Genomic DNA, 19,532 nt, shown 5'->3' with positions numbered 1-19,532 from the left:
CAATCGCTTGAAATGGGATCGTTCAATGAAAAATGTCTCCCGTTAGCTAGCGGATAAGACCCTCGCAGGGTCTTATCCCGCCAATTCTAACTGCCCTAACAAGCGATAAGACCCTGGCAGGGTCTTATCGCTTCACATAATAGCCATTTCGGCTTATTCTACAGCCATTCACTGACGGATAAGACCCCCACAGGGTCTTATCCCAGCCAAGTTTAGCTATTCAAACAACAATAAGACCCTCACAGGGTCTTATTGTTGTTGGAGCAACTGGAACAGCTGCACCTCTATGCAAGTTTAATACTCCTTAGTTCATCCTTGAGGGCTGTACGATACGGATAAGCAAGTATGAGCTGTTCAATTACTTCCTTCGCTTTTAAAGTTCCGCCTGCCTTAATAAGATGCTTAATCGTACCGTAGACCTTTTTATATTGATTCCTACTCGAAGCCTCTGCAGCGGATTCTGTAATCCATTCCTGGAATAGTTGATATACTTCATCGGCATATTGGCTAATAAGGTGAGGATAGTATTCGACGATTTGCCTTTTTCTGCTCTGGACATACTCGAGAAGCCTTGTTACTTCCTTCTCCTCAATGAGAATTCGAGTGTACAATCTCTCCGTGGACCAGTACCCCTTGCCTCCATTAGCCAGACTATTCAATACCCGATGATAGACAGACTCCCATTCATCAGGATTGCACAATTCCTTCAACTCGAGGTAATAGGTATACTCTCCTGACAGGACGAACGCTTCCGCGAGTGCCAGTTGCTGATCCCGTTGATTAGTGGCTTTGTATATCTCATAGCGATACTCTTTCCATTTCGTAACAAGACCTGGAAGACCATTCTTGCCATCTTGCTCTTCTCCGTCCTGAACCAGTTGCAGTGCCCGTTCAAAGTTAGCATTCTTTATGGCATGCTTGATAGCCATCTCTCGGAAAACAGTTAAGCTGAGATGCTCTTCTAAATAACGCTCAGCCTCCTGTTCGCCGTCATATGACTGTATCACCAAATACTGAAGATTAGCAGCATGCTCCTCAAAATAGGAAGAATTGCCGTTCTTGTCTTTTAAAACGATCAACTGCTTTTCCCAAAGTGCCCTCTCTGCCTCAGTTCTTAGAAATAACATAGCACTCTCCATAAGGGATAATTGCCATTCACTCCAACCATCCAAAAGAGGATGAAGAGCTTCCCTAAGAATCAACCGGAATAAAGCTGCCTTATCCTTCGTCACATCCTGCTCAATATCGAGATTAACAGCAATATGATGAATGACATCCAAGCACTCCCTAATCATTCCACCAACAATACCGTCGGAATCATCTGAGCACTGAAGCAAATCTCCCATTTCATGCAATATACAAAAGACGATATCAGCAGCATGAAGATACTGTCCTTGAGCTAAGGCTTCCTCTGCTTTCCGCATTACTTTCTCAGCACCGTCGATAGCACCAGATACTTGCCGATAAGCTACAAAGCCATAACGATCTGCATTGTCCTTAATAGAAGAACGTATCATTTTCTTGTATGAAGCCATACTTGCTTTCGTGTCCATACTCATGAACCGCAACACGAGATCCTGCTCCACTTCCTTTATTTCTCTCGAAAAATGAATCAACAGCGCTACCAGCTCATCTTTCGTCAACTTGGACAGTATATCCGCTAGACCTGCTTTACCCATTGTAGACTTTGTTTTTGTCTCAGTTTTCTTCATTGGCTTTCCTGCTTTCCTCTCGTTGATTATCTATCTCTCATACTAGCAGGAAATCAGGTTATACTCAGCTATTAACTTGTACCAACGTTCACTCTACTTCTTCCTCCTCCGCCTGCAGTTCAGGAGGCCCAATAGAAACCCGCTTCCCGTCAAATGAAAGCACAGCTTTGCCTTCCACCTGCATTTGCTCGAGGTAGTCCTTCGGGATTTGCAGCCGTCCGACATGGTCGATCACAACAAACTGCTCGTGACGCGAGCCAAATGAGGTTGTGTTCAACGGGGTAAGAGGATCACCAACAGCTGCCTTCTCCCCCTCCCGCTTAATCCACTCCGTACTCGTTAATCCGTCGCGAATGGCGACAACGCGGTCGACTTGATCGGCGACCGACAGATCATGGGTAACGATAACAATCGTTACCCCCATCTCGCGGTTCAATCGGCGGAAAATATCAAAAATTTGCTCGCCCGTCGCCCGGTCGACCGAGCCTGTTGGCTCATCAGCCAGCACCAGCTGCGGACGGTTCGCCAGCGCAATCGCGATAGCGACACGCTGCTGCTCGCCGCCGCTGAGCTGCGTAAGGCGATTGCCCATCCGCCGTTCAAGCCCTACTGCGGTAAGCAGCTGCTTCGCATATGCCCGATCCGGCTTGCCTTTGATAAGCATGGGAAGCTCGACATTTTGCAGCGCCGTAAGGTAAGGCACGAGATTGCGGCCGTTATTTTGCCAGATGAACCCAACGGTTTCCCGTTTGTAGGTGATCAGCTGTTCTTTGGTCATTTTCAGCAAGTTCCATGGCCCTACGTTGGCCTGTCCAGCAGACGGACGATCCAGCCCGCCCAGAATGTTCAGAAGAGTCGACTTTCCACTCCCGCTGTTGCCGATGATAGCCATCATCTCGCCCTGCTCGACCGTCAAGTTAAGCCCATGAAGGGCAACCACTTCTACGTCATCTGACTTATATATTTTAACCAGACCTTCGCAGTGAATCATTGGCTTCACTTCCATTACCGTTCCTCCCCGAGCTTAACCGCCTGCGTAATTCGGAGGCTGCGAAGCTGCCACAACAAGAGACATGCACCAGCTGCTAACATAACGCCAATCGCGGCGTAGAGCTTTAGCGTGTCTTCCGCTTCAAATACGATACGGAACGGCGGCACCTGCCTCGCTTCGTCCAGGCTTTTGTCCTGCAGGAATGGCAGGAACAATCGGCTCGCCAGTTGGCCGAGGCCAATCCCTGCGGCAACAGATAAGCCCATTGTTAACAGTTGCTCCAGCAGCAGCATACTCGTAAGCTGCAACCGGGATAAGCCCATCGCGCGCAGAATGCCAAGCTGTACAACCCTTCGCGACAACGCGAAGAACCAGAATATTAAATAGCCAAGCAGTGAAATGAGCAAGGAGATAATAAAGCCAAGGCTAAGAATGCCGAACAATCCGCCTTGCGCCGGATGATTGCGACGATCGATCAGTTCCCCACGCGCGTCGTGAACCGCACTCACTTCGATCCCCCGTTCTGCCAGCGTATCCAGTACCGGAGCCAGCTTTGCCCCGTCCTCCATGTTCAGCCATACTTCATAAGGTGTTTTCTCCATCTGCTGATACACATAGTCCAAGTTCGCGATAAAGAAAGGCGATTCATCCTCATACAAACTCGGCCAATACGACAATATACCAACCACGACAAAATCAACCGTTACGTTGTCGTAGCCAAGCCGGATACTGACAGGATCACCTTCCTTCAGACCATGTTTTGCCGCAAAGGCTTCGGATACAAGTACAGCCTGCTCAGCCGTTCCAAGCGCATCTAAATAATAAAAAGGATGTACCTTGAACAAATCATCCCGGAACCACGCCGTTTTCGAAAAATCCAAGTTATCGATGCCGACCACTTGTCCGTTGCCTGCCGCCTTGCCGCTTACCTCAACCTTACCGGTGGCCTTCCATACGCGGGTTGCAGCTGCTACCCCTTCTAGATTGCGAAACGCCTCGAATGAAGGCTCGGAATAATAGATTTTATTCTCATCATTCTCGTCCTGAGCACCCTCCCAGGCCATCTCCAGCACCACATCACTGCCGTATTCATACTGCGTACTATCAGAAGCATTCAGATCCATCGTCCGCGCAGCAGACGAGTTGTATACGCCAAGCCCAATCGTCAGAATGAGCAAAATCATAAGCGGGTAAAAGGTCGCTGCCGAACGGGACAGCTGCGTCAGCGTAATATAGATCGTGACCGGCATGCGGCTCTTCATAAGCGCATTCCAATACCGCAAGAGCAGCGGAAACAATCTTAAGCAAAGCAGCCCAACCGCAAAGATCATCAGAGCCGGAACAACAAAGATAACCGTCTGAAGAGTGGTATCCCCTCCTCCACCAGCAGGCGGCAAACTCCCTGACTGAAGAATATACCAGCCTGCGGCAGACAAAATAGTCAAGGCAACGTCCACATATAGCCGCTGCCATAAAGGGCGTTCAGCCGCTCTCGCCCGCTGCTGCGCATGCTGGACAATTGAAGCCTCCGCGTATTTGCGGATTGGAGCTGTTGAGGCAATATTGGCTAGTAAAGTCGCGGCGCCGCCAAAGAGCAGGGCGGTTCCGCTGACCCCAACCGGAATCGACTTGCGGCCAACGAAAGATAGAAAGCCGCTGGATGAGCCAATGACCTTCGCCATAAACCAAGCAAGCCCTACCCCAAGCAGCAGTGCTATTAACCCAAGTATGGCCGACTCGATCGCGTAGAGTGTAATAATCTGTCTTGGGCTTGATCCACGGCTGTGCAGCACCGCAATATCACTCTTCTGTCTCTCCAATGCCTGCTGCGCATTTAAAGTAATGAAATAAAGAACCATTGCCAGCACAGGTGCTGCCAGCGCAAACAACATCGCGAGCAAAAGTATGCTTTGTCTTTGGAATTCATGCAGCATATCGATAAAGGTTAGATTGACCTTCGTATTTTCTAACAGGCCATGCAGGGAGATATCCAGCCTCTGAAGCTCAGAGATAAGAGGTGCCAAATCACGAATCCGGATATTTTGCAGGTCAAACGCATAATACCAGCCGCCATCCCCAGGCATTAGCTGATTGTTATGGAGCAAAGTGTCCGTCATCGTCTTTTCACTAACCCATAACGTATCCGCCAGCTTGTCTTTGCCATCAATAGCCCAGTTCAAATCGGTGTCGTTCTTTAGTTTATAAGAGCCGGAGATCCGAGCCTTCATCCGTTTCGTCTTGCCATCCTCATTCTTCGCGTCGTAATAAAACGTGTCTCCAATCTTCCAGTCATAACGTTCCAGCGTATCGCTAAGGACAAGCACTTCAAGCAAGCCATTCTGGACACCGTCTCTCGGAAGCTTCCCTTGAACAAGATCCACCTCGCTCGGAATACCACTTTGCGTTGCAAGCTCCATCCGGACCAGCCGGCTATGTGTACCATTACCTTGCTCAGTACTGCGGATCGTCGAGGCTGGGAGACTGATTCGGCTGGAGAACGCCTCTACCGGAAAGCCGATCCGATCCGGCAAAATCTCCCGAATCCAACGATCCACTTCTGCAAGGCCAGACAAGTCGGCATCATCGCCGCCATCCGCTTGGTATTTCATATAGAGGGAGGCTGCCGGAAGGCCCTGTGTCTCTTCCTCAAGTGATTTAGCAACTACCCGCTTCAAAGTCCCATCTGCATACATCGGTATACTCATTGCAAACGCTGCAGCAACGGTAAGCCCCAGCAGCGTGCTTAGCGTAAACCAGCGATTTTGCCACATTTTCAGAAATAGAAACTGGAGAATGCGCATTATTTGCCCACAACCTTCTGGCCTTCCTCCAGCCCTTTGATGATCTCTACATCTGTTGATGTTTGAATGCCAATCTCGACATCTACCTCGCCCTTGCTGCCGTTTGCATCTGCCACAAGCACGTAATGCCTGTCATTTTGTGTCCGCAGTGCTGCAAGTGGAATCGTCAGCACATCCTTTTTGCGCTGTACAATAACAGAAGCAGACAACGGAGTGTCCCGGCCTAAACCATCTGGCAGCTTAGGCAGATCAATAAGCGTATAAGCATCAAGTGAGTCTTCATTGCTGTCATTGCCGGATTGTCCGTCGCTCACGGGAAGCCGTCTTACCTTACCCGTTTGACTGCCGGCTGCATTAATATCAACAATCGTCTCCATGCCTGGCGCAATGCCGTCCATATCATTTGTATTGAACTGAACCGCCACAACAAGTGAGCTCATATCCGCAATTCGGCCGATTGCTTCATAGGCTCTTGCCAGATCACCCTTCTCAGCTGTAAAGCTTACGATCGTGCCGGAGTAAGGAGCAACAAGCTTCAAGCTGTTTAACTCCTCCTTAAGCTCCGCTAGTTCATCCTTCATAAGCTCATAATCAAGCTGCTGCTTCCGCAATATGACGTCATCGGTACTGGCTGCATCGCTGCGCATCGCATCCTTTAGATCCAGCTCGGTCTTCTCGATCTCAATTTCTTTCCGCCTAATCTGACTGTCTAAATCTCCCGGATCAAGCTCCGCCAGCAATTGGCCTTGCTTAACTTTATCCCCCGCCTGCACATAAACATCCGTAATACGCCGATTATCCGTTTCGAAGAACAGATTCTCCTCCTGCTCCGACAGCAGCTTGCCTGAGCCGGTTGCCTTAAGCTCCAGCGTTTTTTTCTGCACGGGATATTCCGGTTTTTGCGAAATCTTCGGTACCCGAATCTGCGGCAGTGCTTCCTGCTCTTCTTCCTGGGGCAAAAGCGTACAGCCTCCAAGCAGCAAAATACCCGCTATGACCATCAGCATCCAGGCTGTCAGCCGCATCCTATCCTTATTCCGGTTCAAGCCGGCCATCCGCCATTTGATAGACAACATCCGCAGCCTCCCATAACATAGAATCGTGAGTCGTCATACAAATGGCGATCCCTTCCGCTTCAATAATGTCTCGAAATACCGCAATGATCTTGGCCGCCATTTGCGAGTCCAGCTCTGCTGTTGGCTCATCAGCAAGGAGCAAAGCAGGCTTATGGGCAATCGCCTTTGCAATCGCAACCCGCTGCTGCTCACCGCCAGAGAGCTCGAATGGACGATGATGAGCACGCTTCGTAAGACCAACCAGCTCAAGGCATCTGGCTGTTCTTTCCTTCCATTCCGAGCGGCGCATCCCAGTCATTCGCAGCGACAGCTCAACATTTTCCCAGGCAGAGAAGAGCGGCAGCAGCGCAAACGATTGAAAAATAAAGCCAATTTGCCTGCGCCGCAGCATCGTAAGCTGCTTATCGCTCTGGTCATGCAGCGACCTGCCTCGAAAATACACCTGCCCCTCGGAGGGCTGATCCAGTCCTCCAAGCAGATTAAGCAAAGTTGTCTTGCCTGAGCCTGAGCGCCCTCGCAGCATGGTGAGCTGACCGGATTCAATAGTTAGTCCAATCCCTTTCAGCACTTCGAGACGGCTGCCTCCACTAATAAAACTTTTGCGTACATCACGCACCTCAAGCAGCGGGGTCGCTGATTGGATTTGAACACTCATTATTCCACTGCCTCATCCGCCAGTGCCTTCGTCAGCAAATCCTGGCCCTGCGACTGGATCGCTTTGATCGCTTCGTCGACGGATTGTGTGCCTTGTGCCGCTTTATCAATCTGAGCGGCTGCCATCGTCTCGAACGAATCCGCAAAGCCCTCAGGCAGCGTGCTTTCCTGCAGCAAGGCTTGCTCGTTGATTTTCTCCGAATAGAAGGCATCAATGTTCTTCCCGTCAGCTTCATTCTTGTAATCTGTTCTTGCAGACAATGCCGGGGATGCCTTAGTGCTTGTCTTCGCAAGTTGCTCGCCGTTCGCGTACTTCAGAAACTCCCAAGCGGCAGATACATTCTCAGATGATGCATTAATAGCAAATACGTTATCGAGACTCATACTACCGGTCACCTCTGGCTGTGACGGGTCTGTCGGAATCATAACGAGATCCCAATTGACGTCTTGGCCAGGTGCTTTTATCGCTCCACCACCGCCGCCTGCTTGTGCTTTCGTCGCCATTCCGCCGCTAACGCTGATTCCCATCATATTCATCAGCATTGGTCCATCAATTGTCATTGCAGCCTGTCCCGTCATAAAACGCATCGAGTCCGGACCAAAGGAAAAGCTTGTCCTGCCGCCCGAACCTTTAATCATCAGGCTGCCTTGCATGCCACTTCCGCCGCCTCCGCCAGCCACAGCAGGTGTTGAAACGCTTCCCGATTCATAGCCGTCAACAACAGCTTGGACAATCGCTTTCCATTCCTGTGTGTCAAAAGATACTGTCTTCGCATCGCTGTCTGCGTATAGCAATCCTTTCGCCTCGCCAATCTCGCGGATCAGCTCGAATGAATCTTTCGTTTGTATTGGAAGCCCCAGCCCGTATAACGCATCATTAGTCATTGCGTCTTTCATGGATGCATTAGCGCTGCCTTTCTTAACCGGGAACCGTGCAGCCAGCTTAAGCACGTCATCCCAGCTCATGCCATCTGTTGGATATGGAACGCCGTATTTATCAAACAAGTCCTTGTTGTAGTAAAGTGCCTGATTAGAAAAGCTTGGGCTAAGACCGTATAGCTTGCCGCCACCTCGTGCTTTTAGCAAGTCAACAACAGAAGGCAAGAAGGCATCGAGGTCAAAGTTATCCTGTTTGACCGCCGCATCGAGATCATACAGCTGCCCGCTTGCCGCAAGATCTGCATACTGCTCTTCGGTAAGCAGCACCGCATCTGGCTGCTGCTCTGCGATCAGATCCTCCATAGCTGCCACGGGATCGTCTGCGGACATCGCCTCTTCGGTTGGTACAACCTCCAGTTCCACATTGGGGAACATCGCTTGAAAAGCATTGCCGTATTGCTGGTAGAAAGCCTGCTCATCGAAATATCCAACCTTCAGCGTGCCCTTATCATCTCTGTCCAGATTGCCAAACGCTGCTTCATCCTTGCCTCCGCCCGAGGAGGTACATCCCGTTAATGTTACTGTCAGCGCCAGCAGGCTTGATGTGATTCCGCTTGCCTTTCTATTCATACCGATCACCCTTCGTCTTTTAATAGGTTCAACGGTAAGTATGATCAGCCTTTCTTAGAAAAGCGTTAGAGAAGCTGAAAGCATGCTTAAATAACACTTAAAGGGATATAAAAAAAGACCGTCTTAGGTAGACGGTCTAATCCTATAAATAGTATTTAATCAGCACCTGCCAAGTATTGAATGGTTTGAAGCAGCACCCTCCGCCTACGTTGGATTCCATACAGCATAATGGCGCATCCAGACCGAGTAACTCAAGCTACATTGGATATTATCCAACAGAATGAGCTCAATAGGCGACAGATAGCTCGTTTCGGTGAAAGTTACTGTATGGAATCCAACATAGCTCGCTACCGCCATCGATCGAGCTGACTTACGTTGGATGAAATCCAACGTGGAGCCGCACCTGCCGAGTAATGAATGATTTGAAGCAGCACCTCCGCCTACGTTGGATTCCATACAGCAGAATGGAGCATCTGAGCTAAGTAACTGAAGCTACATTGGATATCATCCAGCAGAATAAGCTCAATAGGCGACAGATAACTCGTTCTCGAGAAAGTTACTGTATGGAATCCAACATAGCTCGCTGCCGCCATCGATCGAGCTGACCCTAGGTTGGATGATATCCAACGCAGCAGTCACTAAGACGCTCTTACACCACAGGCAAAGTAACAAGCACGCGCGTACCAACAGCCGGCTTGCTTTCAATGCGGATTTTTCCGCCATGGCGCTCCACAATCCATTTTGCAATAGCAAGACCTAGACCCGTTCCGCCTTCCTGCCGGGTACGCGCTTTGTCCCCACGGTAGAAGCGGTCAAAAATATGCGGCAAATCCTTTGACGGAATACCAACGCCCGTATCCTCCACCTCCAGATAGACGGTATGTGCGAGCCTATGACAGGAGACCCGGATCACTCCACCCTCCTGCGTATATTTAATGGCATTATCTAATAACACCATAATGAGCTGATGCAGCCGTTCTTCATCAGCTTGAATATGGATCGAAGACTCTACTTCACCACGCAAAATGATGTCTTTTACCTCTGCCAGCATATTCATCTTATTGATGCCATCCTGAACAATTCGCTCCAAGTAGATCGGCCTCTTATCGAGCTCCAGCTGATTCGAATCCGACCGCGCCAGCGTCAGCAGCCCGCTGACCAGCTTGCCGAGCCGCCTCGTCTCCTGCAGAACCATCGAAATATGCTTGCTGTCCTGCTCAATCGTATGATCTGGATGCCGGAGCAGCAGCTCGGCATGTGCTTGAATGACGGCAAGTGGTGTACGGAGCTCATGCGAGGCATCCGATACAAACTGCTGCTGCTTTTCCATCGAGTTCCGGATGGGTTTCAAGGCGCGATTCGCCAGATAATAGCCGGCAGCAACAGCGACAAGCAGCCCAATGAGTCCGCCTACCAGCAGAATCATCTCAAGACGATTAAGCATGCTGACTTCCGCCGAAATATTCGTCAGCAGCTGCTGCTTGATGCCTACCTGTACCAAATCGCCAATCTTGCTGTAAAGAAGGGGAGTATCGGATTCATTAGTGCCATTAAAGACACGATAATATTGATCTGCTATCTTTATCGTTTCGGGATGTTTTCCGAAGTTGTCCGGCTGAAGCCGCTCCAGATCGTTCTCACTAAACATGCCTCCTGCCGGCAGCTGGATCGGCTTGTTGTCCTCTGTCCAGAACAACTGGAATACCGGGCGGTTCATCTGACCAACCTGAAAAATGACCGTCTGTTTATTGGCCAGAGAAGGCAATGCGGGTATGGTAAGCTTTGCGCTGAGGTTGCTGACACTAGTCACTGTCAGTTGGTTGCTAACTCCCGTCAACGAACGGTCAATCTGCGAGAACATCATATCCTTCATGACAAAAAAGACAAATGCATTCAGTGACACAAGAATGATGGATAAGACAGCGGCGTTACGAATGGTCAGCTGGATGCGGGTACGTTTGATCATTGCGCCCTCTCCTTCAGCATATAGCCGACCCCGCGGATCGTATGAATGTATTGGTCACAGCCAGATGGCGTAAGCTTTTTCCGCAAATAATGGACGTACACATCTACCACTCCGGGGCTGGCATCCGAATCTATTCCCCATACGCGGTCTAGCAGCTGCTCTTTCGTTAAGATCTGCTCGCGGTTCAGAAGCAGAAACTCCATCAGCTCAAACTCCTTGGCCGTCAGCTTTAACGGCTCACCGTTCGCATACCCCTCCATAAAGTGGCATCTGACGGAGAGACTTCCGTAGTTTAGCTCCCCATCCTTTGCACCACGAAGCTGGCGACGCATTAGTACACGCAGCCGCGCCAAGAGCTCCCGCATCGCAAAGGGTTTTACCATATAATCATCAGCACCAGCATCTAGGCCCAGCACTCGATCCTCCACGCCATCCTTTGCGGTCAGTAACAGTATCGGCACAGCCACGCCTTTCTTCCGGAGCTCCCCAAGCACGGCCACCCCATCCATCCCCGGCAGCATAATATCCAATATAATAAGGTCGTGAATGCGCTGCTCTGCCAGATACAGCCCTTCCAGGCCATTGTCAGCTTCATCCACCTGATAAGCTTCTTCCTTAAGGACCGTCGTAACGGCATCCCGAAGTGATCTTTCATCTTCTACAATTAATATCCGCAAGGTAACCCTGCCCCTTCTTCTAACGTGATAGCTCGCCCCATTGTACAGGACGAACCTTAAGAAAGGGTTAGAATCACCTTGCCTAATCCATCATTCGCAGGAATAACACGGCCAGACGCAGCTTCATGAAATCATTAGGCTTTTTGAAATCCAGACCAAGCAGCTCACTCAGCTTCTCCAGTCGGTAGCTTACCGTATTCCGGTGCACATACAGCTGTCTAGCCGTATCACCAAGCAAGCCGTCATTAGTTACATAGGCATCCAGCGTTAGCAGCATATCCTGCGACTGAACGGTATTTGAATCCAATAACGGCCCTAGTACTTGTCTGCAGTAATGCCGCATGCTGTCTGCCGGGACATATTGGAATAAGTGAGCCATTTGAATCGTGTCAAAATGGATAATCTGCTCTTGCGATAACAGCTTCCGGCTTAGCTTGATCGTTTCCTTGCTTTCTTTGTAAGCTTCGGCAAAATGTACGGCAGACTCCTTGGGCGTACTGAATGCAAAACGGATATGCCCATCCTTTGGACAGATCGCCTCAAGCGCTGAAGCCACAGCCTGAACGGTACCCGAACCGGAGACCGGATAGATGGATAATAAACCAGCGTCCGTCAGAACATGATACCCTTTCTTATCCCGGATGGCCGGATTAAACTCCAGTTCCTGCCGGACAGCCTTTAAACGCGAAGGCTTTGAGAGGTAGTCCTCATTCTCCTCTGCCGCACATAATACACATACGAATCTGCTCTCCAGCACATGAATACCAGCTTTCTCAGCCTGATGCAGCACCGTATCAAGCGAAGTCCCCGCCTCTAAGTAATGATTAATCATGGTACTAAGCTCCTGATGCCAGAACGTATCCGACCCATTCTCCATCATTTTGGACAAATAATAAGCAAGCATCTCAGAAGCTTGATGGAACAAGCCCTCCTCTGACTTAGGCATATAATCAGCAGGCAGTATAAAGATTGCAAAACCTATCGTTTCATCCCCCTGTATAAATGGCAGCCGGTACAGCTGGCGATCGTTTCTTGTCAACCGTCTTGGCTCTGATTTCCACGGCCACTCACTCATCAACTCTCCTTCTGAGCAGGCTGTGTCATTGAATAAAATATGCCCTCTGCCTCCTACAATGGCCATGGGATACTCCATAACCATAGAGATCCGTTGGAAAGGATTATCGGTCATACTTTGATAAAGAGCGACATTCATGAGCCTCTTTTGTTTCTCAACAACTCTCTTCAGCCAAAGCGTATTACGATTGATTTCATCCTGCAGCAGGCCATTAATCTGATCCGAGAAGGCGAATGGATACGGCAGTTCAATCAATGGGAAGCCAAGCGTGTCTGCTTCTTCAATTAATGCGGCAGGCATTTCCGACCAGAACCGCCCAAGCTTGATTCCGAGGCCCGCGGATTGCCGCTGATGTAGACTGCGAATCGTAGCAATAGCTTCATCTACCGAGTCCTTGAACACATAAGCAGTTGTAAAAAACATATCCCCTTCTCTTGCCCATTGGACAAAATCAGGAGCATCAATGATATTAACGGCCTTAAGAGGGCGGGTGCCTCCTGCTTTGCCAGCAATCAGCCTGCCTTCAGATAGCGGAAATACACGCATGGCATCTTCTACGGTGAGTAACATAGATTTCCCTCCTAAAAAGAATTGCGAAGCAATTCTTGCTTCGAAAGCGTTAACTTAAAGAATTGCGAAGCAATTCTTGCTTCGAAAGCGTTAACTTAAAGAATTGCGAAGCAATTCTTGCTTCGTAAGCATCAGCTTAAAGAATTGCGAAGCAATTCTTGCTTCGAAAGCGTTAACTTAAAGAATTGCGAAGCAATTCTTGCTTCGAAAGCATTAGCTTAAAGAAATACGGCTAAAGGGCTCCCCCATTTGGAGGAACCCAAGACCCTGCTTATTATTTGACTGACAAAAACTCATTTGTATAAAATTGATCTACTTTCAGATCCTGCGTGACAAGTCCCGCTTCCTTCATCTGACCAAGCAGTGTTGACCAGCGTTCCTCGGACATGTAGCCCGTACCGTGAGAAGCAGCATCCCCGCCGAATACAAAGTCCTTCGCCACACCTTGCGCATAAGCAAGATGATCAAGAGCGTAATCTTTGTTATAGCTGTTGATGACCTTGTTCACTTCATCCCCGTGCTCGTAGTAATAATCCCAGCCTTCCGTTGTTGCTTTCAGATAGGCCTTGATCAGCTCCGGCTTTTCTTTAACCATTTTCTCCGTTGTAATGACCACATTCCCGTAAGGATTGTAGCCGAGATCGGCATTCAGGAACCAATCGACATCGATATTTTGAGACTTCAAAACAAACGGCTCGTTTGTAGCATAGCCTTGCTGTACGGCATTGTCGTCTGCTACAAATCCGGCCAAGGAGCCGTTATAAGCCTGGATCTTCACATCGTTCAGCTTGTATTTGTAGGCAAGATACTGCCAATATGGGAAGCCCGTTGCGACATAGACATTATGGCCGTTTAGATCCTCAATGCTATTAATGCCGGAACCTTTATGGAAAATCAGATTCTGAGGGTTGGTCTGCAGATCCGCGTAGATCGCTACAATCGGTATACCTTCCTGTCTAGCCAAAATGACCTCATCCGCTTGGGACATGGCGAAGTCGACTTTGCCGGATGCAACAAGCTGTACGTTCGAGATTTGGGGACCGCCTTGCTGAATCGTGACATCCAGACCGGCGTTCTTGTAGATGTCTCCGGAGATGGCTGCGAAATGCCCGCCCATTTCAGGCTGTGCAAACCAGCTCATTTGCTGAATGACCTTTGCCGGTTTATCTGGTGAAAAAGTGGTGCTGGCGTTGTTGGTTGAGCAAGCGGTTAAGGTAACAGCAAGAGCAGCGATAATCCCGGTTTTCATTACAAGCGACGACTTCTTCATCTTCTTGTCCCCCTATATCATCATTTCATTGATGCTATTAATTACTGTCTGAACGAATCGCGGATTCATGCCAGTGACGCAAGGTATAATGGGAAATGGATGCGACGGTCAAATAAAAGGCCATACCAAGCAGGGATGCTGCGATCGTACAGGCAAACAGGAACGAGGTTTGCATCTGCACAGCTGCCGATGTGATAGCCATGCCAAGTCCCCCTTTTCCTCCGCCGATACCTGCTACGAATTCACCAATAATAGCGCCAATGACAGCCATACCGCTTGAAATCTTCATACCGCCAAGCATATAAGGCAGTGCATACGGGAAGCGGAGCTTCCAAACTGTAGTCCAAGTACTGGATTTGTACATCTGCATGAGCTGAATCAGATTGCGGTCAGTCGAGGATAGTCCCAGATTCGTATTTGAGATAATCGGGAAGATCGCAACGATGAGAGAGATAAACACAATGGAATTCATCCCCGGACCAAGCCAGATAACCACTAACGGAGCGATGGCCACGACCGGAATGGTCTGAAGAACAACCGCATAGGGCTGAATGCCCCATCGGATCCATTTGGATACCATCATCAGCAGAGCAACGGCTGTGCCAATTACTACACTAAGCAGAAAACCAAGCAGAGCAGCGACAAACGTATTTCCTGCAGCCTGCATCAGATCAAGAAATTCCTTGCGAGTAGCTTTCCATATATCGGTTGGCGCCGGCAGCAGGTATTTTGGCGTATCAAAGATTCGAACCCCGAACTGCCATACAGCAAGCAAAATAACAATAAAAGCAATTGGCGTTATCGTCTTATAAATGAGCTGCCGGTGTTTATTCAAAAAACCGGCTTTGACTAAGGTCCCTTCCTTTGCCCGCACCGTCCTGGCGGCTTGTGTGACTTGTCCGTTTGCTTGCATCATCGCTATCCACCTCTTTCCAGGCTGTTAAGTTAACGTATTGGTAATCGCTCGAACCTTCTCTCCAAATTGAGGAGAGGTCATGAAAGCATTCGTGCGTGGATAAGACTCTTCAATGGGGATAATTTCTTTAATTCTTCCGAGGCGTGCTTCCATTGCCACCACTCTTCCGGATAAGTACACGGCCTCGAACACGCTGTGTGTAACAAAAACAATCGTCAACTTAGAACCCATCCAGATGTTCAGCAGCTCCTCATGAAGCCGGTGACGGGTCATTTCATCAAGAGCGCCAAATGGTTCGTCCATGAACAACAGCTTTGGTTCCGATACAAGGGCCCGGGCGATGGATACCCGCATCTTCATCCCGCCGGACAACTGACGAGGGTAACTGTCTGCGTAGGCAGTCAGTCCAACCTTCTCCAGTGCAGCCAAAGCACGCGCTTTACGCTCCGCTTGAGTTACGCCGCTGATCTCCAAAGGAAGTGCAACGTTGGCCATTACCGTACGCCATGGCATGAGGTTCGCTTCCTGAAAAACAAAGCTGGCCTGATCCTTACCCTGACCTTCATCGATTTGAATGTGTACCTGTCCAGAGGTAGCCTGATCCAGCCCGGCCATAATGCGCAAAAGCGTGGATTTGCCACAGCCGGATGGGCCAACCAAGGTAACGAACTCTCCTTCTTCTATAGATAAATCAATGTTATCGAGTGCTAACGTACCGGTCTCATACTGCTTCGATACTTCATGGATCCGAATAGCTTCCACACCTCGAACAGCATCTTGCTCTTTAATGGTCATATTCATTAGCCCACTCGCTCCTCTCGGGAATGTTCCTCCATGCGGAAGCACTGCTGTTACCCTGCCACAAGCTTCCTGCTACCGGCACCCCTGCTTTGCAGACCAGCTGCCTTTTTGGCAGAGCTGCTAAAGCATGTGGCACATTTAGTGCCTGGACGAGGACAAAATCAGCCGGATCTCCGGTTTGAAGATCTAGCGAGCCTCGCGACATCCATTGAAACACGGAGGCCATACGCAGATCATCATTCCAGATGTACTTCTCTGCCAAGAGTCTGCCGCGCTTTAATATATCTGGATGGCCGTACGGTGTCCATGCATCGAGGCCGGTATGATCCGTCGCAAGCGATATCTTCACGCCGCTTGCAGCAAGCAGCGGCACCGGCGGCATCGCCGTATCGAACGGGACACTCGTCACGAGGTCCATGTCTTCACCGGCCATCCGGCTTCCAAGCTCCGTAACAAGCCCGCTGTCTACCTCACCAAGACCATAAGCATGACTGACGGTTACCTTGCCCTGCATTCCCGCTTCAACGGTATAATCCAGCATTTTCTCAATGGTATACACCGCCAAATGACCCGGGTCATGCAAGTGAAGATCCACTCGCTTATCAAATTCCGCTGCAAGCTCGAACATCGTTTCAAGCGAGAGTTCAATATGGCGGTCAACACCAGCCGGATCTACTCCGCCAACCAGATCAGCACCCATGCGGAGCGCTTCACGGATATAAGATGTTGATTGCGAGCGGAGCAGGCCTTGCTGTGGAAAGGCCACAAGCTCAATGGCAATTCGCGAAGCATATTCTTCTTTTAATTGAAGCATCAGCTCCAAATGAGATAATCCGATGTCCGGATCAATATCTACATGCACCCTTGCCTCTACGGTGCCTGATGCCAGCATGACCTCCAGCGTCTTCACCGCCAGTTCCTTGCGCCTGTCTTTGCAGCAGGCAAGCAGCTCCTTCTCCAGCTTGAACTGCTCAAAGAGGGATGAGACTTGCGGTCTTGCTATCCAGCGGTCAGACGGGAATGCTTTATCGAGATGAACATGAGCGTCACGGAAAGCCGGCAGCAAGAGCAGCCCCTGTGCGTTCCAGACGGAATCTCCAGGCTCCGGAACAAGATCTGGGGCTCCCACTTCCTTAATGCGGCCTTCTTCAATGGCCAGCGTACATATACGGCCGTTCATGTTTACTTGTTTAATGAGTTGTCGTTTAGCCATTTATGTATCCCCCTATTACAAGGTTATCCGTCTCTTGTTAACGTGTTAGGTATTTTGCTTCCATCCTTTGTCTCATTCGAATTATGGGGGCATATCAATCATTCGTCAATTATTCATGTTAAGTTTTATGACATAACATAAAGGAAGCACTTCCATTTGTGCATAGCTAAAAACTGCCGGAATCAACCTATTCAGCTCTAATGTCCCTATGCATAATGGAATTCAAGAACTATTTATATGTAATAAAAACTCACACAGAGGATGATTGCTATGCTCGATATTTTATTTACGAAATCAGGTGACCTGCATTCAAGCTTGTTAAGAGATATTGGCGTTAAGGATGGTAAGATCACGTATATCGCCAATCATTCCAGCGCTGCCCCCGAGAGCAAGGAGGTCTGCAGGCTGGATGGAAAACTGCTGCTGCCAGGGTTTGTCGAACCGCATATTCATCTGGATAAAGCTCTGCTGCTGGATCGGATGGCCGAGGATGTGACCGAGCTTCACCAAGCGATTGAAGTCACCTCTTATTTGAAACAATCGTTTACGGCGGAGGATATATATGAAAGAGCTATGAGGATTATTGAGCAGGCGGTAAGTAAAGGGATTACTCATATGCGATGCCATGCCGAGATTGATCCCGTAATTGGATTAACTTCCATGGAAGCAATGGTCGCCTTAAGGCAGCAGTTAAAAGGGGTTCTTGATATTCAGGTGGTCGCCTTCCCACAGGACGGCTTATTTCACGACAAGAGGATGCCTATGCTTATGAAGCAGGCTGTAGAGCTAGGTGCGGATGTGATTGGCGGTATTACCTACATGGATACAGACTTAAATGAACATCTGGAGCATGTATTCCGTTTGGCGCAGCAGTATGGCCTGCCGGTTGATCTGCATGTCGACTTTTCAGATAATCCCGAGCAGCTTGCTATTAAAGACGTTATACAAGCAACTCGGAAATATGGGATGCAAGGCAAGGTGAGCGTTGGACATCTGACCTCGCTTGGCGCAGTGGGACGTGAAGAAGCTCAGCTGATCGCCGCAGATATGGCGGAAGCTGGCATTCATGTTATTAGCCTGCCGCTGACCGATCTATATTTGAACGGACGAGAGAATCGGAAAGGCGATTATCGTGGTCTAACTCCTATCTCTATCCTGCTTGAACAAGGCGTTAACGTTATTTATGGAAGCAACAATGTACAAAATGCCTTTACACCATTTGGAACAACAGATCCTCTGGATGTTGGCCTGCTGCTTGCCCAGACCTCTCATCTCGGCAGCGCAAGGGATGCCCGTCAGCTCATTCATATGGCAACAACTGGTGCAGCAGAGGCCCTCGGCCTTTCCGGTTACGGTATTCAGCTTGGAGCAGATGCGGATCTAGCCGTGTGCAGTGCGAAGGATGCGAGGTCTCTTCTGTATGAACGTCCCGAAAGAGAACGTGTCTACAAGCAAGGGCGCCTCGTCTCGCAGACGGAGGTCATACAGCAAAACTGGCTAAGTTTAGAGGCCATTAGCAGTTGACCCTCTCCATGCTGAGTTCTAACCAGCACCCGGAAACGTAATGGATAGTCAATACCGGTATCACCCACACCACATTATCGTCCATTACGTCGCCACAATCTGCCGCTCCGCCTCATTAAGGTCCCATAGGGACCTTAATCACCTGACTAGCTACTCTTTTCTCGAACTTAAGGTCCCTTGGGGACCTTATCCCACACGTCTACGCTCATTTCATCGACCAAATCTGCCACTCCGCCTACTTTAAGGTCCCTTAGGGGCCTTAATCGCCTAACTAGCTGCTCTTTTCTCGAACTTAAGGTCCCTTGGGGACCTTATCCCACACGTCTACGCTCATTTCATCGACCAAATCTGCCACTCCGCCCGCTTTAAGATCCCTAAGGGACCTTAATCACCTAACTAGCTGCTACTTTCTCAAACTTAAGGTCTCTTGGGGACCTTATCTCACACGTCCATGCTCATTTCAACGACCAAATCTACCACTCCGCCTGTTTTAAGGTCCCTAAGGGGCCTTAATCACTTAACTAGCTGCTACTTTCTCAGACTTAAGGTCCCTCGGGGAACGTATCTCACACGTTTATGCTCATTTCATTGTCCAGAACTGCCACATCGCCTGTTTTAAGATCCCTTAGGGCCCTTAATCGCCTAACTAGCTGCTCTTTTCTCGACCTTAAGGTCCCTTAGGGACCTTAAGACGTCATAATCGTTCGTAACACACCAATCTCACCATTCCCACATGCAAATAAGACCTGCAGGCAGGGTATTATCACCTCACAAGTT

At 49.4% G+C, this 19,532-nt stretch carries 14 protein-coding genes; 1 reads left to right on the top strand and 13 read right to left on the bottom strand.

Annotated features, from left to right (window positions below; translation table 11 throughout):
- Positions 1 to 284: 284 nt before the first annotated feature.
- The 13 genes from AC0YNT_RS11105 to AC0YNT_RS11045 form a co-directional block, all read right to left on the bottom strand.
- Positions 285 to 1,712, bottom strand: a complete 1,428-nt coding sequence (locus AC0YNT_RS11105) for a hypothetical protein (protein ID WP_475804620.1) — start codon at positions 1,710 to 1,712, stop codon at positions 285 to 287.
- A gap of 88 nt (positions 1,713 to 1,800) precedes the next feature.
- Positions 1,801 to 2,703 (bottom strand): ABC transporter ATP-binding protein, encoded by a 903-nt coding sequence (locus AC0YNT_RS11100; RefSeq protein WP_475804942.1) that lies wholly within the window; start codon positions 2,701 to 2,703, stop codon positions 1,801 to 1,803.
- A 14-nt stretch (positions 2,704 to 2,717) separates the two neighbouring features.
- Positions 2,718 to 5,504: an ABC transporter permease gene (locus tag AC0YNT_RS11095; RefSeq protein WP_475804619.1), complete on the bottom strand. Its 2,787-nt coding sequence runs from the start codon at positions 5,502 to 5,504 to the stop codon at positions 2,718 to 2,720.
- Positions 5,504 to 6,580: an efflux RND transporter periplasmic adaptor subunit gene (locus tag AC0YNT_RS11090; RefSeq protein ID WP_475804618.1), complete on the bottom strand. Its 1,077-nt coding sequence runs from the start codon at positions 6,578 to 6,580 to the stop codon at positions 5,504 to 5,506. Before AC0YNT_RS11090 ends, AC0YNT_RS11095 begins: the two co-directional genes overlap by 1 nt.
- Positions 6,537 to 7,235, bottom strand: coding sequence for an ABC transporter ATP-binding protein (locus tag AC0YNT_RS11085; protein ID WP_475804617.1), 699 nt, complete (start codon positions 7,233 to 7,235; stop codon positions 6,537 to 6,539). The genes AC0YNT_RS11090 and AC0YNT_RS11085 overlap by 44 nt, the downstream gene beginning before the upstream one ends.
- Complete coding sequence (locus tag AC0YNT_RS11080) at positions 7,235 to 8,743, bottom strand: extracellular solute-binding protein (protein WP_475804616.1); 1,509 nt, start codon at positions 8,741 to 8,743, stop codon at positions 7,235 to 7,237. Before AC0YNT_RS11080 ends, AC0YNT_RS11085 begins: the two co-directional genes overlap by 1 nt.
- Before the next feature lie 649 nt (positions 8,744 to 9,392).
- Positions 9,393 to 10,709: a sensor histidine kinase gene (locus AC0YNT_RS11075; protein WP_475804615.1), complete on the bottom strand. Its 1,317-nt coding sequence runs from the start codon at positions 10,707 to 10,709 to the stop codon at positions 9,393 to 9,395.
- A complete protein-coding gene (locus tag AC0YNT_RS11070) occupies positions 10,706 to 11,386 on the bottom strand; it encodes a response regulator transcription factor (RefSeq protein WP_475804614.1) in 681 nt (226 codons plus the stop codon). Before AC0YNT_RS11070 ends, AC0YNT_RS11075 begins: the two co-directional genes overlap by 4 nt.
- 82 nt (positions 11,387 to 11,468) lie before the next feature.
- A complete protein-coding gene (locus tag AC0YNT_RS11065; protein ID WP_475804613.1) occupies positions 11,469 to 13,031 on the bottom strand; it encodes a PucR family transcriptional regulator in 1,563 nt (520 codons plus the stop codon).
- 274 nt (positions 13,032 to 13,305) lie between these two features.
- On the bottom strand, positions 13,306 to 14,301 hold the full coding sequence (locus AC0YNT_RS11060) for an ABC transporter substrate-binding protein (RefSeq protein WP_475804612.1): 996 nt from the start codon (positions 14,299 to 14,301) through the stop codon (positions 13,306 to 13,308).
- 37 nt (positions 14,302 to 14,338) lie between these two features.
- Positions 14,339 to 15,217: an ABC transporter permease gene (locus tag AC0YNT_RS11055; RefSeq protein ID WP_475804611.1), complete on the bottom strand. Its 879-nt coding sequence runs from the start codon at positions 15,215 to 15,217 to the stop codon at positions 14,339 to 14,341.
- A gap of 24 nt (positions 15,218 to 15,241) precedes the next feature.
- A complete protein-coding gene (locus AC0YNT_RS11050) occupies positions 15,242 to 16,018 on the bottom strand; it encodes an ABC transporter ATP-binding protein (protein WP_475804610.1) in 777 nt (258 codons plus the stop codon).
- Entirely contained in the window at positions 16,002 to 17,231 is a 1,230-nt protein-coding gene (locus tag AC0YNT_RS11045) for an amidohydrolase family protein (protein WP_475804609.1), read from the bottom strand. The genes AC0YNT_RS11050 and AC0YNT_RS11045 overlap by 17 nt, the downstream gene beginning before the upstream one ends.
- 270 nt (positions 17,232 to 17,501) lie before the next feature.
- Between AC0YNT_RS11045 and AC0YNT_RS11040 the strand changes: the two genes are divergently transcribed.
- Positions 17,502 to 18,755: an amidohydrolase family protein gene (locus AC0YNT_RS11040; RefSeq protein ID WP_475804608.1), complete on the top strand. Its 1,254-nt coding sequence runs from the start codon at positions 17,502 to 17,504 to the stop codon at positions 18,753 to 18,755.
- Positions 18,756 to 19,532: the final 777 nt, after the last annotated feature.

It is taken from the genome of Paenibacillus sp. J22R56 (assembly GCF_056269375.1).
The sequence above is the reverse complement of the archived record's forward strand: the minus strand, read 5'-3'. Positions and strand labels throughout refer to the sequence as shown.